A 24,037-nucleotide genomic window follows, 5' to 3' on the forward strand; every position below is an offset into this window, starting at 1 on the left:
TCAGAACCAACACAGTGGACGCGAGCAACTGAGGACAAGCCCTCGGCCTATTAGTACCAGTCAGCTCCAACCGTTACCGGTCTTCCACACCTGGCCTATCAACCCAGTCGTCTACTGGGAGCCTTACCCCATCAAGTGGGTGGGAGTCCTCATCTCGAAGCAGGCTTCCCGCTTAGATGCTTTCAGCGGTTATCCCTCCCGAACGTAGCCAACCAGCCATGCCCTTGGCAGAACAACTGGCACACCAGAGGTTCGTCCGTCCCGGTCCTCTCGTACTAGGGACAGCCCTTCTCAAGACTCCTACGCGCACAGCGGATAGGGACCGAACTGTCTCACGACGTTCTAAACCCAGCTCGCGTACCGCTTTAATGGGCGAACAGCCCAACCCTTGGGACCGACTCCAGCCCCAGGATGCGACGAGCCGACATCGAGGTGCCAAACCATCCCGTCGATATGGACTCTTGGGGAAGATCAGCCTGTTATCCCCGGGGTACCTTTTATCCGTTGAGCGACGGCGCTTCCACAAGCCACCGCCGGATCACTAGTCCCGACTTTCGTCCCTGCTCGACCCGTCGGTCTCACAGTCAAGCTCCCTTGTGCACTTACACTCAACACCTGATTGCCAACCAGGCTGAGGGAACCTTTGGGCGCCTCCGTTACCCTTTAGGAGGCAACCGCCCCAGTTAAACTACCCACCAGACACTGTCCCTGATCCGGATCACGGACCCAGGTTAGACATCCAGCACGACCAGAGTGGTATTTCAACGACGACTCCACACACACTGGCGTGCATGCTTCACAGTCTCCCACCTATCCTACACAAGCCGAACCGAACACCAATATCAAGCTATAGTAAAGGTCCCGGGGTCTTTCCGTCCTGCTGCGCGAAACGAGCATCTTTACTCGTAGTGCAATTTCACCGGGCCTATGGTTGAGACAGTCGAGAAGTCGTTACGCCATTCGTGCAGGTCGGAACTTACCCGACAAGGAATTTCGCTACCTTAGGATGGTTATAGTTACCACCGCCGTTTACTGGCGCTTAAGTTCTCAGCTTCGCCCCACCGAAATGGAGCTAACCGGTCCCCTTAACGTTCCAGCACCGGGCAGGCGTCAGTCCGTATACATCGCCTTACGGCTTCGCACGGACCTGTGTTTTTAGTAAACAGTCGCTTCTCGCTGGTCTCTGCGGCCACACCCAGCTCAAGGAGTAAATCCCATCACCGGACATGGCCCCCCTTCTCCCGAAGTTACGGGGGCATTTTGCCGAGTTCCTTAACCATAGTTCACCCGAACGCCTCGGTATTCTCTACCTGACCACCTGAGTCGGTTTAGGGTACGGGCCGCCATGAAACTCGCTAGAGGCTTTTCTCGACAGCATAGGATCATCCACTTCACCACAATCGGCTCGGCATCAGGTCTCAGCCTTAACGTGTGACGGATTTGCCTACCACACGGCCTACACCCTTACCCCGGGACAACCACCGCCCGGGCTGGACTACCTTCCTGCGTCACCCCATCGCTTACCTACTACAAGTCTGGGTCGTCGGCTCCACCACTTTCCATCACCCGAAGGATCCGGAACGGCTTCACGGACTTAGCATCGCCTGATTCGATATTGGGCGTTTCAAAGCGGGTACCGGAATATCAACCGGTTGTCCATCGACTACGCCTGTCGGCCTCGCCTTAGGTCCCGACTTACCCTGGGCAGATCAGCTTGACCCAGGAACCCTTAGTCAATCGGCGCACACGTTTCCCACGTGTGTATCGCTACTCATGCCTGCATTCTCACTCGTGAACCGTCCACAACTCGCTTCCGCGGCTGCTTCACCCGGCACACGACGCTCCCCTACCCATCACAGTCCCCGTTGGGGGTATGTACTGCAATGACACGACTTCGGCGGTACGCTTGAGCCCCGCTACATTGTCGGCGCGGAATCACTTGACCAGTGAGCTATTACGCACTCTTTCAAGGGTGGCTGCTTCTAAGCCAACCTCCTGGTTGTCTCTGCGACTCCACATCCTTTCCCACTTAGCGTACGCTTAGGGGCCTTAGTCGATGCTCTGGGCTGTTTCCCTCTCGACCATGGAGCTTATCCCCCACAGTCTCACTGCCGCGCTCTCACTTACCGGCATTCGGAGTTTGGCTAAGGTCAGTAACCCGGTAGGGCCCATCGCCTATCCAGTGCTCTACCTCCGGCAAGAAACACACGACGCTGCACCTAAATGCATTTCGGGGAGAACCAGCTATCACGGAGTTTGATTGGCCTTTCACCCCTAACCACAGGTCATCCCCCAGGTTTTCAACCCTGGTGGGTTCGGTCCTCCACGAAGTCTTACCTCCGCTTCAACCTGCCCATGGCTAGATCACTCCGCTTCGGGTCTTGGGCGCGCTACTCTGGTCGCCCTATTCGGACTCGCTTTCGCTACGGCTTCCCCACACGGGTTAACCTCGCAACACACCGCAAACTCGCAGGCTCATTCTTCAAAAGGCACGCAGTCACGACACAAGAAGCAAGCTCCTTGTGCGACGCTCCCACGGCTTGTAGGCACACGGTTTCAGGTACTATTTCACTCCGCTCCCGCGGTACTTTTCACCATTCCCTCACGGTACTATCCGCTATCGGTCACCAGGGAATATTTAGGCTTAGCGGGTGGTCCCGCCAGATTCACACGGGATTTCTCGGGCCCCGTGCTACTTGGGTGTCTCTCAAACGAGCCGCAATGATTTCAGCTACGGGGGTCTTACCCTCTACGCCGGACCTTTCGCATGTCCTTCGCCTATCACTACGGTTTCTGACTCGTCTCACAGCCGGCAGACTATGAAAGAGAGATCCCACAACCCCCACGACGCAACCCCTGCCGGGTATCACACGTCGAAGGTTTGGCCTCATCCGGTTTCGCTCGCCACTACTCCCGGAATCACGGTTGTTTTCTCTTCCTGCGGGTACTGAGATGTTTCACTTCCCCGCGTTCCCTCCACACTGCCTATGTGTTCAGCAGCGGGTGACAGCCCATGACGACTGCCGGGTTTCCCCATTCGGACACCCCCGGATCACAGCTCGGTTGACAGCTCCCCGGGGCCTATCGCGGCCTCCCACGTCCTTCATCGGTTCCTGGTGCCAAGGCATCCACCGTGCGCCCTTAAAAACTTGGCCACAGATGCTCGCGTCCACTGTGCAGTTCTCAAACAACGACCAGCCACCCGTCACACACCAGACAAGCTGGCGCTTCACCGGGGCCGGACCGAAGATACAGACCGTAGCCCGTACCCTCAGACACCCAACAGCGTGCCCGACCCAGTCACATCAGATCCTGTGTTCCACGCCGAAGCAGTACTAACAAGTCCCTTGCAACTGTGCCGAATAGTCAACGTTCCACCCATGAGCAACCGTGCAGAACGTTTGTCTGCAGTCGGCTATGTGCTCCTTAGAAAGGAGGTGATCCAGCCGCACCTTCCGGTACGGCTACCTTGTTACGACTTCGTCCCAATCGCCAGTCCCACCTTCGACGGCTCCCTCCACAAGGGTTGGGCCACCGGCTTCGGGTGTTACCGACTTTCGTGACGTGACGGGCGGTGTGTACAAGGCCCGGGAACGTATTCACCGCAGCAATGCTGATCTGCGATTACTAGCAACTCCAACTTCATGGGGTCGAGTTGCAGACCCCAATCCGAACTGAGACCGGCTTTTTGAGATTCGCTCCACCTCACGGTATCGCAGCTCATTGTACCGGCCATTGTAGCACGTGTGCAGCCCAAGACATAAGGGGCATGATGACTTGACGTCGTCCCCACCTTCCTCCGAGTTGACCCCGGCAGTCTCCTGTGAGTCCCCATCACCCCGAAAGGCATGCTGGCAACACAGAACAAGGGTTGCGCTCGTTGCGGGACTTAACCCAACATCTCACGACACGAGCTGACGACAGCCATGCACCACCTGTACACCGACCACAAGGGGGGCACTATCTCTAGCGCTTTCCGGTGTATGTCAAGCCTTGGTAAGGTTCTTCGCGTTGCGTCGAATTAAGCCACATGCTCCGCTGCTTGTGCGGGCCCCCGTCAATTCCTTTGAGTTTTAGCCTTGCGGCCGTACTCCCCAGGCGGGGAACTTAATGCGTTAGCTGCGGCACGGACGACGTGGAATGTCGCCCACACCTAGTTCCCAACGTTTACGGCGTGGACTACCAGGGTATCTAATCCTGTTCGCTCCCCACGCTTTCGCTCCTCAGCGTCAGTATCGGCCCAGAGATCCGCCTTCGCCACCGGTGTTCCTCCTGATATCTGCGCATTTCACCGCTACACCAGGAATTCCGATCTCCCCTACCGAACTCTAGCCTGCCCGTATCGAATGCAGACCCGGGGTTAAGCCCCGGGCTTTCACATCCGACGCGACAAGCCGCCTACGAGCTCTTTACGCCCAATAATTCCGGACAACGCTTGCGCCCTACGTATTACCGCGGCTGCTGGCACGTAGTTAGCCGGCGCTTCTTCTGCAGGTACCGTCACTTTCGCTTCTTCCCTGCTGAAAGAGGTTTACAACCCGAAGGCCGTCATCCCTCACGCGGCGTCGCTGCATCAGGCTTTCGCCCATTGTGCAATATTCCCCACTGCTGCCTCCCGTAGGAGTCTGGGCCGTGTCTCAGTCCCAGTGTGGCCGGTCGCCCTCTCAGGCCGGCTACCCGTCGTCGCCTTGGTAGGCCATCACCCCACCAACAAGCTGATAGGCCGCGGGCTCATCCTGCACCGCCGGAGCTTTCCACCACCGAGCATGCGCTCAGTAGTCGTATCCGGTATTAGACCCCGTTTCCAGGGCTTGTCCCAGAGTGCAGGGCAGATTGCCCACGTGTTACTCACCCGTTCGCCACTAATCCCCTCCCGAAGGAGGTTCATCGTTCGACTTGCATGTGTTAAGCACGCCGCCAGCGTTCGTCCTGAGCCAGGATCAAACTCTCCGTGAATGTTTACCCGTAATCGGGTGACACTCGCGTTGAGCGGAACGACCAGGCGGAATAGGCCCGGTCGTTCACAGCGTCCTCGCTGTGTTTTTCAAAGGAACCTCATCCAGGACCACAAGGATCCGTGGACGGGGTTGTTTTATAGTCTGGCGTTGACTTTTGGCACGCTGTTGAGTTCTCAAGGAACGGACGCTTCCTTTGTACTCACCCGAGAGACTCTCTCAGGCTTTCCTCCGGGCGCTTCCCTTCGGTGTTTCCAACCTTACCAGATCCGTTTTCCGTTCCGTTTCCGGTTTGGATTCCGTTTCCGGCCCCCTGTTGGAGCGGGGTTCCCGCCAGCGGAGCGGCTATTTGTTACTGCCGCGCCTTCCGGCGTGATCACTACTTTACCGGATTTCCCCGGCGGCACCTAATCGGCGCCTGGGGCTCAAACAGAACCGAATTCCGGCATGCCGAAATCAATCCCGTTCAAGGGCCGTGCAGTAGTGGATCCCGCCGAGCTGGCGTGAAGTGCCGCCCCGAAAAGCCCTACGGCTTCGCGGCAGCTCGGAGTACATTACGGATCCGCCGACCCCGTGTCAACCCTCGTGCCGCCGTGCGCCACTGATGGGGTCAGTCGAGGTCCCTGAGGCGTCCGCCGGCGTCCGGCTGGGCCGTTTCGACGCGGCGGAGGAGACGGATCAGGAGTTCGCCGAGCTTGCCGCGGTCCTCGTAGGAGAGGTCCTGGAGGAGTTCCTCCTCGAAGACGGAGGCGAGTCGCATCGCCTCCAGCCACTTCTCCCGGCCGTCCTCCGTGATGCCGACGATGACGCGGACCCGGTTGCTGCCGTCGCGCTCCCGGGTGACGAGACCCTCCGCGACCATCCGGTCGATGCGGTGGGTCATGGCAGCCGGGGTCAGGCCCAGCCGCTTCGCCAGGTCGCCCGGGCCCAGTCGGTAGGGGTGGCCGGCGAGGACCAGGGCCTTGAGGACCTCCCACTCCGCGTTGCTGATCCCCAGCTCGGCGGTCTGCCGCCCGTAGGCGACGTTCATGCGCCGGTTGAGCCGGCTGAGGGCCGAGACGACCTTCTCCACCTGGGGATCGAGGTCCTGGAACTCGCGCTGGTAAGCGGCGATCTGCTCTTCGAGGCTCGGCTCGGCGGAGCCGGGGGTGTCGGCCATGGGCCGCAGTATGACAGACCCCTTGCCGTTAAAGACCTTTGATGTGTACTCTTTAGCTTCGAAGTTTAGCTCTGAAGTCTTCAGGTCTGGACTGTTGCCGTACGCGGCGCGGTCCGGACCGTTTTCGTGATCAAGGAAAAGGAAGGTGAGTGTGACCACCGCGATGGGCGCGGCACTGCGCCGGATCCAGCTGGGCAACGCGCTGAGTGCGTTCGGCAACGGCTTCACGGTCCCGTTCCTGTTCATCTATGTGTCACAGGTGCGGAACCTCGGAGCGAGTACGGCCGGTGTCGTGCTCGCGACGTTCGCCGTGGCCGCGTTGTTCGTGCTGCCCTTCGTCGGGCGGGTGATCGACAGGCGGGGCCCCCTGCCCGTCGCCGTCGCGGGTACGGTGTCGGCCGCCGTCGGCTCCATGGGCCTCGGCCTGGCGGACAGCGAGTTCCTGGTGGTCGTGGCCGCCGCCGCGCTCGGTGCCGGTATCGCGGTCGTCCAGCCGTCGCTGGCCACGATGATCGTCTGGTGTTCCACGACGACCACCCGGTCGCGGGCGTTCGCCACGCAGTTCTTCCTCAACAACCTCGGTCTGGGGGTCGGCGGCCTGCTGGGCGGCCAGCTCGTGGACACGTCCGACCCGTCGAGCTTCGTCCGGCTGTTCGCGATCGAGGCCGTGATGTTCCTGGTGCTGGGCGCCACCGTCGCGACCGTGCGGCTGCCGAAGGCGCCGCGGGTCGAGGACGCCGTCCCGACGGACGGCTCCGCGCGGAACGGGTGGCGGGCGCTGCTCGCCGACCGGGCGATGGTGCAGCTGTGTGTGCTGGGCTTCGTGATGTTCTTCGCCTGCTACGGGCAGTTCGAGTCGGGCCTGTCCGCGTTCGCCGTGGAGGTCACGCGGATCTCGCCCGCGACGCTCGGCATGGCCCTCGCGGCGAACACGTTGGCGATCGTGCTGACGCAGTTCGTGGTGCTGCGGCTGGTCGAGCGGCGGCGGCGGAGCCGGGTCATCGCCCTGGTCGGCCTCATATGGACGGTGGCCTGGGTGGCGGCCGGGGTCTCCGGCCTCGTACCGGGGGCGCACGCGGTCGCGACCACGCTGCTGATCTCGACGTACGCCCTCTTCGGCATCGGCGAGTCGATGCTGGCGCCGACCATGGCCCCGCTGGTCGCGGATCTGGCCGCGCCGGGGCTCGTGGGGCAGTACAACTCGGCGTTCGCCCTCGTGAAGCAGCTGGCGCTGGCCGCGGGGCCGGCCGCCGGCGGGCTGATGGCCGGTTCGGGGCTCTACGCGCCCTACATCGTGCTGCTGGTCGCCTGCTCGCTGGGCATCTCCGTGCTGGCCCTGCGCCTGGGCCGCCGGCTCACGCCCGCGCAGGAGAACCCGCTGCGGGCCCAGGAGCAGCGCACGGTGGCCGCGCGCGTCGTTCCGCAGGAGGAGCGGGCCACGGTCGGCGCCTGACGGCCGACGGGGAGTGTGACGGCGGAGTGGTGCGGTGGAGCGGTGTGCTCCGGCGGCACCGCTCCGCCGTTGTCGTTCATCGGGGCCGGCTCACGTGCGTCGTCACGAGGGCCGGCTTTCGTGCGTCGTCCCGGTGGTGGTCGGCGCGGTCATACGTGGGCGTGTTTCGTCGGCAGGGCGAATTCGCACCAGACCGCCTTGCCGCCGCCGGGGGTGCGGCGCGAACCCCAGGACGAGGCGATGGTGGCGATGATCGAGATGCCGCGGCCGGCCTCGTCGGCCGGTTCGGCGCGGCGGCGGCGCGGGAGGTGGTCGTCGCCGTCGGTGACCTCGATGATCAGACGGCGGTCGGTGCGGCGCAGGCGCAGCTTCATCGGGGGCGTGCCGTGCTGGAGGGAGTTGGCGACGAGCTCGCTGGCGGCGAGGACGCCCAGGTCGCGCAGGTCCGGTGGGAAGCGCCAGCTGGCGAGGACGCCGGAGGCGAAGGCGCGGGCGCGGGGCGCGGCCTCGACGCCGCCGAGCAGTTCGAGCGCCGCGTTGTGGAACAGCTCGGCGTCGTGGCCGGTGCGGGCGGGGTGCTGGAGGACGAGGACGGCGACGTCGTCGTCGTGCTCGTCGGTGATGCCGAGGGAGCGGATGAGGCGGTCGCACATGACCTGGGGGGTGCCCGTGGCGCCGGCGAAGGCGCGTTCGAGGGCGGCGACGCCGTCGTCGATGTCCTCGTCGCGGCGTTCGACCAGGCCGTCGGTGTAGAGGACGGCGCTGCAGCCGGGGCCGAGCGGGACGCTGCCCGAGGTGTGCACCCAGCCGCCGGTGCCGAGGGGCGGGCCGGTGGGCTCGGCGGCGCGGTGGACGGTGCCCTCGGGGTCGCGGACGAGGATGGGCAGGTGGCCGGCGGAGGCGTAGACCAGGCGGCCCTCGTTGGGGTCGTGGACGGCGTAGACGCAGGTCGCGATCTGGGTGGCGTCGATCTCGGCGGCCAGGCCGTCGAGGAGCTGGAGGACCTCGTGGGGCGGCAGGTCGAGGCGGGCGTAGGCGCGGACGGCGGTGCGGAGCTGGCCCATGACGGCCGCGGCGCGCACTCCACGGCCCATGACGTCGCCGATGACCAGGGCGGTGCGGCCGGCCCCGAGGGTGATGACGTCGTACCAGTCCCCGCCGACGGCGGTGTCCTGGCCGCCCGGCTGGTAGGTGGCGGCGACGCGGAGGTCGTCGGGCTGTTCGAGCTCCTGGGGGAGCAGGCTGCGCTGGAGGGTGACGGCGGCCTCGCGCTGGCGGCGTTCGCTGGTGCGCAGCCGTTCGGCGGCCTCGACCTGGTCGGTGACGTCGGCGGCGAAGATCAGGACGCCGGGCTGCGGCGGGCCGTCGCCGGGGACGCCGACGCGCAGCGGGGTGCAGGTGAAGGTGTAGTAGCCGTGCCGGGGGCGGGTGGTGGTGCCGTCCGGGTCCGCGGGGCTGCCGGGGGTGTCGGGGGTGGTGACGCGGCGGGATTTGACGGTGCGGGGTTTGCCGCTGCGCAGTACCTGGTCCATGAGGGCGAGGAGGCCGAGCTCTTCCAGTTCGGTGAGGGCCTCGCGGGCGGGGGCGCCGGGGGTGCGGGGTCCGAAGAGGGCGGCGTAGGCGTCGTTGACGTAGGCGATGCGGTGGTCGGGGCCGTAGACGACGGCGACGAGGGCCGGGACCTGACCGAGGACGTCGTGGACGGACAGTCCGTCGAGGGTGGCGACGGGGCCGTCGGGCGCGGGGAGCGGGCCGGAGCCGGCGCGGGCGGCGGGGACGGATCCCGTGGCAGGTGTCGCCGCGGCGGGGGCGGCCGGGGCGTTGCGGTCGGCGCGCGTCGCGGCCCGGCGCTGTGTGCCGGGGAGCCGGGCGCTCCAGCGGGTGAAGTTCACTGAGGATTACCTCGCGGAGTCGGTCCGGATCAGCTCGGCGACGCGTGGCGGCCGAGCCGCGCGCCCGGCGCGGGGGCGCGGTGGTCGGTGCGGGGGCCGGCCCCCGAGGGAATGCGACAAACGTCTGAATCCTTCGAATCCTCGCGATCGTTACTCTTCGGAAGTGCGAACCCACCCATGGTCACACGTCCAGTGTGGCCGACCGGACTGACATCCGTGAGACGTCGGAGCCGTCGGCGGGAGTTCCCCGCTCCGGTACCGGCGTGGCGTGTGCGTCACCCGGCCTCCGGATGGCGGCCGGTGCCCGCGGCGAGTTCGAATTCGGCCCGGGGGTTCTCCAGCGAGCCGAGCGAGACGATCTCCCGCTTGAAGAGGCCGGCGAGGGTCCATTCGGCGAGGACGCGGGCCTTGCGGTTGAAGGTGGGGATGCGGCTGAGGTGGTAGGCGCGGTGCAGGAACCAGGCGGGGTAGCCCTTGAACTTCTGTCCGTAGACGTGGGCGACGCCCTTGTGCAGGCCGAGTGAGGCGACCGAGCCGACGTACTTGTGCCGGTAGTCGGTGAGGGAGTGGCCGCGGAGGGAGCAGAGGACGTTGCCGGCGAGGGTCCTCGCCTGGCGGACGGCGTGTTGCGCGTTGGGGGCGCATTCGACGCCCGGTTCATGCGCCGTCAGGTCGGGGACGGCGGCGGCGTCGCCGGCGGACCAGGCGTGGTCGACCCCCTCGATCCGCAGGTCGGGGCGGCACTTCAGCCGGCCGCGGGCGTTCAGCGGCAGGCCGGTGGCAGCGAGGAGGGGGTGCGGTTTGACGCCCGCGGTCCACACGAGGGTGCGGGCGGGGTGGCGGGAGCCGTCGCTGAGCACCACGACGCGGTCCTCGCAGGAGTCGAGGCGGGTGTCGAGGCGGACGTCGATGTTCCGGCCGCGCAGCACACGGACGGCGTAACGGCCCATCTCCTCGCCGACCTCGGGGAGGATGCGGCCGGTGGCCTCGACGAGGACGAAGCGCAGGTCCTCCTGCTCGATGTTGTGGTAGTACCGGGAGGCGTAGCGGGCCATGTCCTCCAGCTCGGCCAACGCCTCCACGCCGGCATAGCCGCCGCCGACGAAGACGAAGGTGAGGGCGGCGTCGCGGACCTCCGGATCGCGGGTGGAGGAGGCGATGTCCAGTTGCTCCAGGACGTGGTTCCGCAGGCCGATGGCCTCCTCGACGGTCTTGAAGCCGATGCCGTGCTCGGCGAGGCCGGGGATCGGCAGGGTGCGGGAGACGGAGCCCGGGGCGATGATCAGCTCGTCGTAGTGGACGGTGAGGGCACCCGCGCCGGCCTCCTCGGTGGCGGCCGTCCGGACGGTGGCGGTCCGCGCCGCGTGGTCGAGCGCGGACACCTCGCCGACGAGGAGCCGGCAGCCCTTGAGGACGCTGCGCAGCGGGACGACGACGTGCCGGGGCGAGATGGAGCCGGCCGCGGCCTCGGGGAGGAAGGGCTGGTAGGTCATGTAGGGGTCGGGGCTGACGACCAGGACCTCGGCCTCGCCCTTCCGCAGCTTGCGCTGGAGGTGCAGTGCGGCGTACATGCCCACGTAGCCGCCCCCGACGACCAGAATGCGCGTCGCTTCCTTCACCGCCGGTTCTTTGGCCAAGGCTGTCCCTTCACATCCTCGCGGTCACACGGCTCCCTTCCATGACGCACCGGGTACCGGTGTTTGTCCACAGGGCCGGGCGAAACGTATGACCGGAGACGTAGCCGGAAGGCGGAGCCTCCGCTTGCCCCGCCTGGGACAAGGTATGCAGGTCAGCGCGGATCCGCCGGGGTGGTGAGGTGGTGCGGAATCAACCGCGGACCCGCGCGTACTCCTATTGGGGGCAGGATGTGCGGAACTACCCTCTTCTTTCTTGACCTGGGCTCAACTATGTTCGTACTTCGTCGGGGTTCAGGCAGCGGTCTGCTCCGGCAGTCAGGGCGGGGAGTCTCCGGGGGGAGACGTCATAACCGGGGGAACGTATGCACATTCAGGGCTCTCATTGGTCTACCGCTGTCGCGCCCTCCGAAGGGAACGGCGGCCGTAGTACGCCGTTGCGCGTGGACGCGCAGCGCAATCTGGAACATGTGCTGCGGGCGGCTCGCGAGGTCTTCGGCGAGCTGGGGTACGGAGCGCCGATGGAGGACGTGGCGCGCCGGGCCCGGGTCGGCGTGGGAACGGTCTACCGGCGGTTCCCGAGCAAGGACGTCCTGGTCAGGCGGATAGCCGAGGAAGAGACGGCACGGCTGACCGAGCAGGCTCGGACGGCGCTGGGCCAGGAGGAGGAGCCATGGTCGGCGCTCTCCCGGTTCCTGCGCACCTCGGTGGCCTCGGGCGCCGGGCGGCTGCTGCCGCCGCAGGTGCTGCGGGTCGGCGTCGAGGGCGAGTCCGCCCCGGAGGCGGCGGCACCGCCGCAGGCCCGGGTGCCGCAGCAGCGGCAGCCGGGGGCGGCCGGAGGTCAGCTCCACGAGCTGCGCCTCGTCGAGCAGCGGCCGGTGCCGGTGCCCGAGGGGCAGCGGGACGGCTCGGGCGCGGCGGCGCTGCTGGAGGTCGTCGGACGTCTGGTGGACCGGGCGCGGTCGGCGGGTGAGCTGCGGCCGGACGTGACCGTCGCGGACGTGCTGCTGGTCATCGCCACGGCGGCGCCTTCGCTGCCGGACGCGGCGCAGCAGGCGGCGGCGTCCTCGCGGCTGCTCGACATCCTGCTGGAGGGGCTTCGGTCGCGGCCGGCGGCTTGACCGGTCTGATGGCCTGACGGCTTGACGGCTTGATGTTGGGGCGCACGTTGGCCGGTTGAGGGCGGTCGTCCGATGCCGGCCTTCCCGTGGCGGCCGTTCGACCGGGCCTTCTGGTGGTTGCCGTTCGTCGGCGGATCGGCGGGACCGGTGGGGGCGTGCTTCGCCCGGATCCGGGTCCTGCCGGCGCTTCGGTTCGCTCCGGCCGGTTCGACTCGTACCGGCTCGTTCCGGCTCGTTCCGGTTGTTCCAGCCGGGCGGGCCGGGGCGGTTCACGGTGTCGGTGTGCCGGGCCGGGCCTTGTCGGACGCGGTGGGTCGTGCGGTTGCGGTCGCCGCCGCGCACATCCGGAGGGGGCACCCGGAGCGGCGCCCGAAAGCCGCACCCGAAAGGAGGGTGGCTCTTCGGAAGGTTGTTCCCGTTCGAGTGACTCCGAGAGTGGCGGAACCCGGTTCGGGGCGGGGATTTCTCCACGCTCCGGTGTGCGAACGCTCCTCGGACGAGTGGTTGCCGTTCGCGCGTCTGCCATCGCCGTGTGCGTCTGTGCCACGCTGACCCCTGTTTTGTTCGGTGGCCGGCGTGCACGGGAGCTTCCGCTATGGGTCGTGACGGGCGGGAAGAGCCGTACGGGAACGAGGAGGCGGGCGCCTCGGCGTCGCACCGGACGCCGCCCGGGGTGCCAGGGCAGGGCGGTCCGCACGGTCGCGGCCGAGGGCGGCGCGGAGGGTCCCGGGCGAGCGTTCCCAAGCAGCGCGGCAGTGCGTGGGGCGGCGCGTTCGACGCGGCCATCGCGCACCCCACCGCCGGCAGGCCGCTCCCGCGGCCGTCGGCTCCGGCGGCGCTGCCCGGGCCTGCCGGTCCCGGTGCTCGCGACGCCGACGGCGGTCCCGATGCCCCCGGCGGTTCTGACGGCGGGTCCGATGCGGATGGTGTACCCGACACATCCGGTGCGCCCTCTGCGCCGGATGCGGGGGAAACGCTCCCGGACGGCGCGGAAGACCGGCCCCGGGCCGGCGCCGATGACGACCGTGTGCCTGACGGAGCGGACGCCGGTGGCGCCGGGAAGGCGGGGGCCGTCGGAGACGGGTCGGCGCTCTCGGACACGGAGTTGGTGGCCCGGCTGCGGGACGGCGAGGACGTGAGCGGGGAGGCGTACGCCCTGCTCTACCGGCGGCACGCCGCCGCGGTCCGCGGCTACGCCCGGACCTGCTGCCGCGACGTCCACACCGCGGAGGACCTCACCAACGAGGTGTTCGCCGCCACGCTGCAGGCGGTGCGCCGGGGCGGGGGGCCCGACACGGCCGTACGCGCCTACCTGCTCACCACCGTGCGGCGGGTCGCCGCCGCCTGGACGCGGACCGCTCGGCGGGAGCGCCTCATCGAGGACTTCGCGGTGTTCGCCGTCTCCGCGGCCGGGGCCTCGATGGACCCGGAGGACACCCCCGTCGACCCGGGCGCGGACGTGCGCGCGATGCGGCAGGCCGAGACGTCCCTCGCCGTGCAGGCGTTCCGCAGCCTGCCGGAGCGGTGGCAGATGGTGCTCTGGCACACCACCGTCGAGGAGGAGTCGCCCAGCCAGGTGGCGCCGCTGCTGGGACTGAGCCCCAACGCCACCGCCGTGCTCGCGCACCGGGCCCGCGAGGGGCTGCGGCAGGCGTATCTGCAGGCGCACGTCAGCGCGTCGCTGACGGCTGCGGGGAGTTGCGCGCAGTACGCCGACCGGCTCGGGGCGTACGCGCGCGGCGGGCTGCGGGCGCGGGCCGAGCGGGGGCTGCGCAAGCACCTGGCGGAGTGCGCCCGGTGCCGTACCGCCGCGCTGGAGCTGGCGGACGTCAACGCGCGGCTGCGGGCGGTGCTGCCGGTGGCGCTCGTCGGATGGTTCACCGCCGGCGCCTCGGTCAAGGCCGTCGCCGGGCTGGCGGCCGGCGCGGGAGCCGCCGCGGGTACAGGCGCTGCGGTGAGTGGTGGGGCGGCGGGCGGCGGTGCCTCCGCGGCCGCCGGTTCGGCCGGTTCCGGTGGCAGCGCGGCGGCGGGCGAGGGGTTGGGGGCACCCGCGAAGGTCGCCCTCGGCGTCGGGGCGGCCGTCGTCGCCGCCGGTGTGGCCCTCGCCTGCGTCCTGACAGGCGGTTCCGGGGAGTCGCCCGGGAAACCGCAGGCTGTGCGGTCGGCTCCGCCACCCGTCGTACCGTCCCACCCGCCACGGCCGTCCCAGTCGGCCCACTCCGCGCCGCCCGTGGTGAAGGCGCGGCAGGCCGCCCCTCCGTCGAGTGCGTCGGCGAAGCCCACGCCCGGCCCCTCGCCCTCGCCCTCGGCCGCCCACCGGACGACGTCCCCTCCCCCGGCCCGGCCCGCGCCGCCGTCCGCGTCCCCGCCGCGGGAGCCGTCGACCACTCCCCCACCGCCCCCGACGCCCCCGCCCGCCCGTGCCGTCTACCGGCTCGACGACCTGGACTTCGACGTGTTCGGCAACGGGCGCGAACCGCATGTGCGGATCGACGAGGGCAGCCTGGTGTGGCAGCGGGACGGCCTGCGGATCGGGGGCGTCGCCTACCGCCACGGAGTGAGCGTCGGGCCGACGTCGTCCGTCGCCATCGACCTGAACCGGTCCTGTACCGCCTTCGACGCGGTGGTGGGCGTCGACGACCTGTCGCTCGGGCGGCCTGCGCTGCGGTTCTCGGTGCTCGCGGACGGGGACCCCGTGTGGCGGTCGGGCGTCGTCCGCGGGGGCGCTCCGGCCGTGCCCGTCCACGCGGCACTGTCCGGCCGGCGGACGCTGCGGCTGGTGGTGGGGACGGTGGCGCCGGCCGAGGACGCGGTGCCGGCGCCGGAGGGCCCGGCCGAGGCCGTCGACGACGGGCTGGGCCGGTGGCCGGGCGCGGCGGGCCTGGTGCCGGCGGGCCGGCGGGCGGCGCTCACGCCGGTCACCCAACCGGCGCTCGCGGACTGGGCGGTGGCCCGTATCACCTGCTCCTAGCGTCGGCTGTCGGGCGGGCTGCCCGCCGTGCGGGAGGCGGAATTTCGCGGGGCGGCCCCGGTGCGTGGGCCTCGTCAAAGGCTCGGCCGCGGCACCACTCCCCCCGCCACCGCCCGCATGCGCGGCGCCGCCGGGCCCGTCCAGCAGGTGCCCCGGCGGGCCAGCAGGCGACGGAGCCAGAGCTCGGTGGCGACCAGTTCGGCGAGGCCGTCCAGGGGCAGCGGAGCGCCCTCGGCCGCGGAGCGGAGGGCGTCGCGGACGACGCCGGCCTCGATCAGGCCCGCGTCCGCGAGCAAAGGCGCGTCGAAGAGGCGGAGGAGCAGAGCCGCGTACGCCCGCAGGCCGGCCCGGGCCGCCGCCGCGTGGGCGGCGTGGGTGGGGGCGCCCCAGCCGGGCGGCAGTTCACGGATGCCCGCCCCCGCGAGGACGGAGCGCAGGACGGTGGCACGCGCGCCGGGTTGCACGCGGAGCGCCTGGGGGAGCGCGCGGCAGGCTCGTACGACCTGGTTGTCGAGGAAGGGCGCGTGCAGGCGCTGGCCGCGGATCTCCGCGGCCTGTTCGAGGACGCGGAGGTCCGCCGCGTGCCGGGCGAGGGCGGCGGCGGCCCGGCGTTCTCCCGGGCGCTGTGCCGCTCCGGTCGGCCGGACGGCGGCGGCCTGGAGCCGGACCGACACCTCCGCGAGCGCCGCTCCGGTGAGCCAGCGGGCGGCGGGCCCCGGACGGCACCAGGTGAGGGCGGCGATGGAGGCGTCCACGGCCCCGGCCGCGCCGGTGAGGTGTTCGGCCGTGACGAAGTCCGGCGCCAGGAAGCGGGCGGCGGCGCTCTCCAGTCCTTCCCGGTAGGAGGTGCGGGCCAGCCGGCGCGCCGCACGGTAGACGGTGAAGGGGACGGACGCCGAGAAACCGGCGAGCGCCGCCGGCCCGTCCGCGCGGGCCAGGGCGGAGACCGGGCGGAGGAGGTGGCGGCGCCGGCGGCCCAGCAGGAGGTCGGCGAGGCGGGCCGGGTGGGCGTCGAGGACCTGGCGGGCGCCGTGTCCGGTGAAGTGGTCGGCGCTGCCGGCCGCGAGCCGGTGGCGGTGGCGGGCGGCGGTGACGAGGGCGGGGGACGGTTCGTCGGTGAGCGGGCCGTCGAGCAGGTCGGCGTAGGGCAGGGCTTCCTCGGCCGCGGCGACGACGACGTGGTGGAGGCGCGGGTCGGCGGCGAGCGCGCGGGCGCGTTCGAGTTCGGCCTCGCGGGCTCCGCCGCGGTCGGCCACCAGGTCGTTGAAGGTGACGACGAGGAGCCGTTCGCCCGCGCCGGTGCCGTGGCCGAGCGGGGTGCCGGGTGCGCCGGGCAGGCCCGCGGCGAGCAGGGCCAGGGTGGCGGAGGCACTGCCTCCGGAGAGGTCGGCGCCGATGCCGGGGGCGGGGCCGCCGCGGGCGGCGCGGCGGAAGGCGGGGCCCATGCCGGGTACGGGTCCGGGGTCGGCCTCGGGGGTGCGGGGGAAGCCGTTCGGGGCGTGGCGGGGGGCGGCGAGGCGGGTGCGTACCGCTTCCACGAGGGCGTCGCGGACCCCTTCGACGGCCTGGGCGGCTTCGGGTTCGGGGGCGGCGACGACGAGGGAGGCCGCCGGTTCGTAGCTCGTGACGTCGCGTGCGCCGTCGCGCACCACCAGCGCGTGCCCGGGCGGGACGCGCCGTACGCCGGTGTAGGGGGTGCTGTCGCCCAGGGCCTCCGTGGAGTCGGGGCAGGCGAGGAGGGCGGCGAGGTGACCGATGTCGAGTTCGGCCTCGACGAGGTCGGCGAGGGGCAGGGCGGCGGTGGCGTAGGCGGTGCCGCCGGCCCACGCGGCGTGGAAGACGGGCCGGGCGCCGGCCAGGTCGCCGGTGACGGTGATGCGGCGGCCGATCTGGGCGACGGCCGTGTAGCTGCCGGGCCAGGACGTCAGCGGGCGGAGGGCGCCGCCGCGGGTCGCGAGGAGGCCGGTGCGCAGCTGGTGGTCGTCGGCTCCGCAGCGGCCGAGGACGGCGAGGCGGGCGACGGGCGGCGCGGTGGTACGGCCGGTGGTGTCGGGGCGGGCTCCGGCGGGGCGGGTGCCGTTGGGGTGCGGTCCGGCGTGGACGACGCGTACCTCGTCGGGCCGCCAGTCGCCGACCGCCCACAGCGGGTCGGGGTCCTCCCACAGGAGCCGGGCGCCCACGGGCTGGACCGCGGGCGCGGCGGGGACGCCGGGCCGGGAGCTGGCGCGGCTCCACCCCACCAACCAGCGCATCGCCGCCTCCACAGGCTGTGGACAACCATCGGGTAGCAGTCATCATGCACAGCGGGACGGGCGGCGCGACATCGATCGGGCCACTCGGGCCGGTCGGCGGGCGGCCCAACTGACGGGAAAACCGGGCGAAATGGCGTTCTCCGGCGTCACACCGTGGCGCATGCGCATCCCATGCTGCCACGGTCGCGGCGGACTTGGCCGTTCCGGGCCACTGTCCGGCCATGCGGCTCCGTCGGCGTACGGCGGGTTTCAGCCGTTTCCCGCGCGCCCCGCGCGCGGTACGGGCGGCGCGCTCCCACCGCGCGTTTCCGCTCGCGAACGCCTGTGGAGCCCACTTCCGAGATGACCCTCCGTGTCGTGAACGCCGTACGGCGGAAAGGGCGTTCACCGGCGTACGGGTCCTCCGCCGGCCGGGCGCGTCGTGGAGTCCGCGCAGCCCGGGAGGCACGAGCCGCACCCCCGGGCCGGTCCGCCGCCCGCGGGGAATGGGGCGACGGCTTCCCCCAGCCCACTGGATCCAGTACAGCGGGCCAACCCACGCAGAACCATGGAACCGCCCCGGCGATGGCGTATACAAGGCGCACAGCAGGCGCACGGCCACACTCTGCCGGAGCACGTGCCCCTTCGTGCACGCGCATGCGGACCAGAATCCCGCCATCCGGGACAACGCCCCTTAACGGTCGGGATGTGGGGAACTACGCTGGGTTTACGAATGCCCCGCGCCTATGCCGGGGCGGGCATCGTTGTTGCCGAGGGGTGCGCATGTCCAGGGAGCCACGCGGACCGAACGAGAAGCTGGGCACGGTCCTCGCTCTCGCGGGGATCAGCAACGCCGGTCTGGCGCGGAGGGTCAACGACCTTGGTGCGCAGCGGGGATTGACGCTTCGGTACGACAAGACGTCGGTCGCCCGGTGGGTCAGCAAGGGCATGGTGCCGCAGGGCGCCGCGCCCCATCTGATCGCCGCCGCGATAGCGGGCAAGCTGGGCCGGCCGGTGCCGCTGCACGAGATCGGCCTCGCCGAGTCGGATCCGGCGCCGGAGGTCGGCCTCGCGTTTCCGCGCGATGTCGGCCAGGCGGTCCGGTCGGCGACCGAGCTGTACCGGCTGGATTCCGCCGGTCGCCGCGGGGGCGGCGGGATCTGGCAGAGTCTCGCGGGTTCGTTTTCCGTCAGCGCGTACTCCACGCCCGCCTCGCGCTGGCTGATCACGCCCGCGGACAGTTCGGTGGCGCGCGAGCCGCAGCAGGCGGCCCGGGAGCGCGAGGCCGGCGCGGTGCCCGACTGCGGTCTGCCGCAGCGTGTCGGCCACAGCGACGTGGCCAAACTGCGCGAGGCGGCGGACGACGCGCGCCGCTGGGACTCCAAGTACGGCGGCGGCGACTGGCGTTCGTCCATGGTGCCGGAGTGCCTGCGCGTCGACGCGGCGCCACTGCTGCTGGGGGCGTACAGCGACGAGGTGGGGCGCGCGCTGTTCGGCGCGACCGCCGAACTCACCCGGCTCGCCGGGTGGATGGCCTTCGACACCGGGCAGCAGGAGGCGGCGCAGCGCTACTACATCCAGGCGCTGCGGCTGGCCCGCGCGGCCGCCGACGTGCCGCTGGGCGGCTACGTACTGGCCTCGATGAGCCTCCAGGCCACCTACCGCGGCTACGCGGACGAGGGCGTGGACCTGGCCCAGGCCGCGCTGGAGCGCAACCGCGGCCTGGCCACCGCGCGGACGATGAGCTTCTTCCGGCTCGTCGAGGCAAGGGCGCAGGCGAAGGCCGGCGACCAGCCGGCCTGCGGAGCGGCGCTCAAGGCGGCCGAGGGCTGGCTGGAGCGGGCCCGCTCGGGCGACCCGGACCCGTCCTGGCTGGACTTCTACACCCAGGAGCGGTTCGCCGCCGACGCCGCCGAGTGCTACCGCGACCTGGGCATGCCGCGGCAGGTCCAGCGCTTCACCGAGCAGGCGCTGTCCCGGCCCACGGAGGAGTTCGTACGCTCGCACGGGCTGCGGCTGGTGGTGTCGGCGGTCGCGGAGCTGGAGTCCGGCAACCTGGACGCGGCGTGCGCGGCCGGGGTGCGGGCGGTGGAGGTCGCGGGGCGGATCTCGTCGGCGCGGACGACGGAGTACGTACGGGACCTGCTGCACCGGCTGGAGCCGTACGGGAACGAGCCGCGGGTGGTGGAGCTGCGGGAGCGGGCGCGGCCGTTATTGGTGGCCACGACGGCGTGAGGGCTGCACGGGCGGAGCGGCGGGCACCCCGGGGCCGCCCTCTCCCGTTCGCCGGACGTTGCGGCGATGTTCGCCCGGGGGCGGTGGCCGCTGCCCGCGCGCTCCTCGCGTGGCGTCGCCGGCTTCACCCGGAAAGATCCTTTCCGTCTTTCCCCTGGTCCGACGATGTTTCGGCCCGTTGTCAGTGGCGCACGTCATGATAGGAGCCGTTGAGTCGGCCGCAGCGGAGACGGCCGGTGGGTGCGGGAGGGCGGGGAGGTGAGCCCATGGGGGCGTACGACTGCGACGTGCTGGTGATCGGCGGCGGCATCGTGGGCCTGTCGACGGCCTACGCGGTCACGCGCGCCGCGCCGGGTACGAGCGTGGTCGTGCTGGAGAAGGAGCCCGGCCCCGCGCGGCACCAGACGGGGCGCAACAGCGGGGTGATCCACAGCGGGATCTACTACGCGCCGGGCTCGTTGAAGGCCGGTTTCGCGGTGCGGGGCGCGGCGGAGATGGTGAAGTTCTGCGCGGAGCACGGCCTGCCGCACGAGGTCACGGGGAAGCTGATCGTGGCGACGGAGCGGGCCGAACTGCCGCGGCTGCACGCCTTGGTGCAGCGCGGGCGGCGGCACGGCATTCCCGTTCGCGAACTGGGCCCGGCCCAGATAGCCGAGTTCGAGCCGGACGTACGGGGTGTGGGCGCGATCCACGTCGGCACCACGGGCGTCTGCGACTTCGGCGCGGTCGCGGCGCGGCTGGCCCGGCTCGCCGAGGACGCGGGGGCCTCGGTGCGGTACGGCGCGGAGGTACGGGTCGTGGGGCGGCGCGGCGCGGCGGTCGCCGTACGGACGGCGGACGGCACGGTGGTACGGGCCAGGGCCCTGGTCAACTGCGCGGGCCTGCACAGCGATCGGGTGGCCCGGCTCGCGGGCGACGACCCCGGGGTGCGGATCGTCCCGTTCCGCGGGGAGTACTACGCGCTGGCGCCCACCGCGGCGGCGCGGGTGCGCGGCCTGGTCTACCCGGTTCCGGATCCCGCCTTCCCGTTCCTGGGCGTCCACCTCACGCGGGGCGTCGACGGCGGGGTGCACGTGGGGCCGAACGCGGTGCCCGCCCTGGCGCGGGAGGGGTACGCGTGGCGGACCGTACGGCCGGCGGAGCTCGCCGCCACCGTGGCGTTCCCCGGCACGTGGCGGCTGGCGCGCCGGCACTGGCGGTACGGGGCGGCCGAGGCACGGCGCTCGCTGTCGAAGGCGGCCTTCACCGCGGCCGTCCGCCGGCTCCTGCCGGGCGTCACGGAGGACGATCTGATACCCGCGCCGTCCGGGGTCCGCGCCCAGGCGGTGCTGCGGGACGGCACGCTGGCGGACGACTTCCTGTTCGCCGGCTCGCCGCGGATGGTGCACGTCCTGAACGCGCCGTCGCCGGCGGCGACGGCCTCGCTGCCGATCGGGCGGGAGGTGGCGCGGAGGGTGCTGGCGGAGCTGCGGTGAGGCGGTCGGGCGGCCTGGGGTGCGCGACCGCGCGTGGGCTGACATGTACGGAACCGGCCGGTGCGGGCCTCGCCCGTACTATGGAAGAACTGTGTCCGAGAAGTCCGTGAACCCCGCCCGCCACGCCGTCTCCGCCGCGCCCGCGGCCGAGGACGCCCTGGCCGCCACCCCGGCCGACGCCCCCGCCGATGTCCCGGCCGACGCCCCCGCCGCCGAGCCGACGGGCGAGCCGACCGTCGAAGCCGCCGCCGTCCCGGCCGCCGCCGGTGGCGGTGCGCGCGCCCGTGGCCGCCGGGAGCCGATGTTCCCCGACGGTCCCGCCCCGGACCCGGCCGGTTCGCACCACGAGCGGCGCATCCGCTCGTTCCAGCCGCGCCGCAGCCGGGTCACGACCGGGCAGGGCGAGGCACTGCGCCGGCTCTGGCCGGTGTGGGGTCTCGACATCGACGGCATGCGCCGGATCGACCTGGGCGAGCTCTTCGGCGACCCGGCGCTGCCGGTGGTCCTGGAGATCGGCTTCGGCATGGGCGAGGCCACGGCGGAAATGGCCGCGGCGGACCCCGGCACGGGCATCCTCGCGTGCGACGTCCACACGCCGGGCCAGGGCAACCTGCTCGCGCTCGCGGAGCGGCGGGGCCTGAAGAACGTCCGGGTCGCCAACGGCGACGCGATCATCCTGCTCCGCGAGATGCTGGCGCCCGACGCACTGGCCGGCATGCGCGTGTACTTCCCGGACCCGTGGCCCAAGAAGCGGCACCACAAGCGCCGGCTGATCCAGCCCGAGTTCCTGGCCCTGGCGGCGACGCGGCTGGCGCCGGGCGCGCTGCTGCACTGCGCGACGGACTGGGAGCCGTACGCGGAGCAGATGCTGGAGGTGCTGACCGCCAGCCCGGACTTCGAGAACACCCAGCCGGACGGCGGCTTCGCCCCGCGCCCCGACTTCCGTCCGCTGACCCGCTTCGAGGGCCAGGGGCTGGAGAAGGGGCACGCGGTGCGCGACCTCCTCTTCCGCCGCCGCGGCTAGCGGGGAGCACCGGGGGCGGGAGACGCGGGGAGGCTGGGGCCCAGGGGGCCCGGGGCCGCGGCTCGGGGTGCGGAAGCCCGGGACCCGGAGCCTGGAGGTTCGGGAGCTTAGAGCCTGAAAGTCCTAGAGCCCGGAGCCTGGGCGTCCGCCAGCTTGAAGGTCCGAGAGCCCGAAGTCTGGAGCCTGGCGGTCCGGCAGCCCGGAGGCCCAAAGCGCGGAGCCTGGAAGTCCGGCAGCGAAGGTCCGAGAGCCCGGACCCCGGAGCCCGGGGTCCGGCGACCCGGCGACTCGCAGGCCCGGAAGCCCCGAGGCCGGGTAGCCCGGGAGGCAAACCACTCCGCCCGCGCCGCAGCCTTGGCTAGGGTCGTCCAGTGCATGAGTCCCAGCCTCGCCCGCCCCAGCCCGCCGACCCGGGTCCGATACCCGCGCCCGGGGCCCCGGGGGCGCCCGGGATCCCGCCGGCCTTCGGCGCCCTGCCCCCTCCGGCCCGCTGGCACTACCGGCCACGCCGAGCCTTCTGGGACAACAAGGCCGTCCGCGCCGGCACGGTCGTCCTCCTGCTGGCTCTCTGCGGCCTGCTGATCCTCGCCCTCGTCCGGGAGCAGACCGGCACCCGGGGCTTCCTGGTGGGGCTGGGGCTGGCGGTGCTGCCGGTGCCGCTGCTCATCGCCGCGTTCCGCTGGATGGACCGCGTCGAGCCGAAGCCCTGGAAGAACCTGGTCTTCGCGTTCGCGTGGGGCGCCTGCGCGGCCACCCTGGTGGCGCTCATCGCCAACAGCTACGCGACCGAGTGGATCATGAACAGTGTCGACACGGCACACCGCGAGGACGCCGGCACGTTCGGTGCCACGTTCGTCGCGCCGGTGGTCGAGGAGAGCGCGAAGGGAGCGGCGCTGCTGCTCCTCTTCCTCTTCCGGCGCCGCGACTTCAACGGCATCGTGGACGGCGTCGTCGTCGCCGGCATCACCGCCACGGGCTTCGCGTTCACCGAGAACATCCTCTACCTGGGCAACGCGTACGCCTCCGACCAGAGCTTCGGCGCCTCGGGCTTCTCGACGACGGCGGCCACGTTCTTCGTCCGCGTCCTGATGTCCCCGTTCGCCCACCCCCTCTTCACCTCCATGACGGGCCTGGGCTTCGGCATAGCCGCCGGCCTCCCCACCCGCCGCCGCGTCCTGCGCGCCCTGGTCCCCTTCGCGGGCCTGCTCACGGCGATGGTCCTGCACGGCGTGTGGAACGGCTCGGCGTCCCTCCCGGGACTGGGCTTCCTGGCCGTCTACTCACTCTTCATGCTCCCGGTCTTCGGCACCCTCACCTGGCTGACCATCTGGTCCCGCCAGACCGAACTCCGCACCGTCCGCGCCCACCTCCCCGAGTACCAGGCGGCCGGCTGGCTCACCCCGCCGGAACCCCTGGCCCTCTCCTCCATGCGCGCCCGCGGCATCGCCCGCGCCGTGGCCAAACGCACCGCGGGCCGCCCCGCCGCCCGCACGGTCGCCGAGTACATCTCCTTCGCCACGTCCCTGGCCTTCCTCCGCCAACGCGCCTACGCGGGCCGCCTGACCCCGGACTTCACGGCCCGCGAACAGGAACTCCTCCACCACCTCTGGCAGCGCAAGGACGTCGCCCAGCCGGCCCTCGAACGCGCCGCGATGTCGGTCCCCCGACCGGCGACCGCACCCGTGGGTGCCCACCCCGGCCCGATCATGCCCGGCCCGTACGGCGCCGCGCCCGGGTACGGGACCGGGACCGGGTACGGGGCCGGCTACCGGCCGCCCGGCACCGTCCACGGGCCGGGGGCCTACGGGCAGTGGCCGGGGCGCCCGTTCTGACCGCTCGCCGATCCGCTCGTGCGGCCCGGTCCCGTCCCGTCGCCGTGCGGAGACA

11 protein-coding genes and 2 rRNA genes are annotated in these 24,037 nt (G+C 70.9%); 7 read left to right on the forward strand and 6 right to left on the reverse strand.

The window, feature by feature from the left end:
• Nucleotides 1-30: 30 nt before the first annotated feature.
• The 3 genes from ACQEVS_RS15970 to ACQEVS_RS15980 all read right to left on the reverse strand — a co-directional run bounded on the left by ACQEVS_RS15970 (nucleotide 31) and on the right by ACQEVS_RS15980 (nucleotide 6,114).
• A 23S ribosomal RNA gene (locus ACQEVS_RS15970) occupies nucleotides 31-3,155 on the reverse strand.
• 275 nt (nucleotides 3,156-3,430) lie between these two features.
• Nucleotides 3,431-4,956: ribosomal RNA gene (locus tag ACQEVS_RS15975) — 16S ribosomal RNA — on the reverse strand.
• Together the 16S and 23S rRNA genes form the textbook arrangement of a ribosomal RNA operon.
• A 609-nt stretch (nucleotides 4,957-5,565) precedes the next feature.
• The gene (locus ACQEVS_RS15980; protein WP_433020962.1) at nucleotides 5,566-6,114 is read right to left on the reverse strand and encodes a MarR family winged helix-turn-helix transcriptional regulator; all 549 of its coding nucleotides are present in this window, start codon (nucleotides 6,112-6,114) and stop codon (nucleotides 5,566-5,568) included.
• A gap of 151 nt (nucleotides 6,115-6,265) precedes the next feature.
• Between ACQEVS_RS15980 and ACQEVS_RS15985 the strand changes: the two genes are divergently transcribed.
• Nucleotides 6,266-7,567, forward strand: coding sequence for an MFS transporter (locus tag ACQEVS_RS15985; RefSeq protein ID WP_433027587.1), 1,302 nt, complete (start codon nucleotides 6,266-6,268; stop codon nucleotides 7,565-7,567).
• Between the two features lie 149 nt (nucleotides 7,568-7,716).
• Here the strand turns inward: ACQEVS_RS15985 and ACQEVS_RS15990 are convergent, their stop codons facing one another.
• Nucleotides 7,717-9,459, reverse strand: a complete 1,743-nt coding sequence (locus tag ACQEVS_RS15990) for an ATP-binding SpoIIE family protein phosphatase (protein WP_433020965.1) — start codon at nucleotides 9,457-9,459, stop codon at nucleotides 7,717-7,719.
• A 275-nt stretch (nucleotides 9,460-9,734) separates the two neighbouring features.
• Nucleotides 9,735-11,078, reverse strand: a complete 1,344-nt coding sequence (locus tag ACQEVS_RS15995) for an NAD(P)/FAD-dependent oxidoreductase (RefSeq protein ID WP_433020968.1) — start codon at nucleotides 11,076-11,078, stop codon at nucleotides 9,735-9,737.
• Between the two features lie 380 nt (nucleotides 11,079-11,458).
• Between ACQEVS_RS15995 and ACQEVS_RS16000 the strand changes: the two genes are divergently transcribed.
• Both ACQEVS_RS16000 and ACQEVS_RS16005 read left to right on the forward strand, forming a co-directional pair.
• Nucleotides 11,459-12,214, forward strand: a complete 756-nt coding sequence (locus ACQEVS_RS16000) for a TetR/AcrR family transcriptional regulator (protein ID WP_433020971.1) — start codon at nucleotides 11,459-11,461, stop codon at nucleotides 12,212-12,214.
• Between the two features lie 1,027 nt (nucleotides 12,215-13,241).
• The gene (locus ACQEVS_RS16005; RefSeq protein ID WP_433020974.1) at nucleotides 13,242-15,185 is read left to right on the forward strand and encodes a sigma-70 family RNA polymerase sigma factor; all 1,944 of its coding nucleotides are present in this window, start codon (nucleotides 13,242-13,244) and stop codon (nucleotides 15,183-15,185) included.
• A 74-nt stretch (nucleotides 15,186-15,259) separates the two neighbouring features.
• Here the strand turns inward: ACQEVS_RS16005 and ACQEVS_RS16010 are convergent, their stop codons facing one another.
• Complete coding sequence (locus tag ACQEVS_RS16010) at nucleotides 15,260-17,437, reverse strand: asparagine synthase-related protein (RefSeq protein ID WP_433020977.1); 2,178 nt, start codon at nucleotides 17,435-17,437, stop codon at nucleotides 15,260-15,262.
• Between the two features lie 762 nt (nucleotides 17,438-18,199).
• On the opposite strand from ACQEVS_RS16010, the gene ACQEVS_RS16015 reads away from it, so the two are divergent.
• From ACQEVS_RS16015 to ACQEVS_RS16030, 4 genes are all read left to right on the forward strand, one after another.
• Nucleotides 18,200-19,651: an MFS transporter gene (locus ACQEVS_RS16015; RefSeq protein WP_433020980.1), complete on the forward strand. Its 1,452-nt coding sequence runs from the start codon at nucleotides 18,200-18,202 to the stop codon at nucleotides 19,649-19,651.
• A 266-nt stretch (nucleotides 19,652-19,917) separates the two neighbouring features.
• The gene (gene lhgO, locus ACQEVS_RS16020; protein WP_433020983.1) at nucleotides 19,918-21,126 is read left to right on the forward strand and encodes an L-2-hydroxyglutarate oxidase; all 1,209 of its coding nucleotides are present in this window, start codon (nucleotides 19,918-19,920) and stop codon (nucleotides 21,124-21,126) included.
• A 301-nt stretch (nucleotides 21,127-21,427) separates the two neighbouring features.
• Complete coding sequence (gene trmB / locus ACQEVS_RS16025; RefSeq protein WP_433027590.1) at nucleotides 21,428-22,150, forward strand: tRNA (guanosine(46)-N7)-methyltransferase TrmB; 723 nt, start codon at nucleotides 21,428-21,430, stop codon at nucleotides 22,148-22,150.
• Nucleotides 22,151-22,521: 371 nt separating this feature from the next.
• On the forward strand, nucleotides 22,522-23,982 hold the full coding sequence (locus ACQEVS_RS16030; RefSeq protein WP_433020986.1) for a PrsW family intramembrane metalloprotease: 1,461 nt from the start codon (nucleotides 22,522-22,524) through the stop codon (nucleotides 23,980-23,982).
• Nucleotides 23,983-24,037: the final 55 nt, after the last annotated feature.

The organism is Streptomyces sp. CA-181903, from assembly GCF_050937075.1.
Classification (GTDB): Bacteria; Actinomycetota; Actinomycetes; order Streptomycetales; family Streptomycetaceae; genus Streptomyces.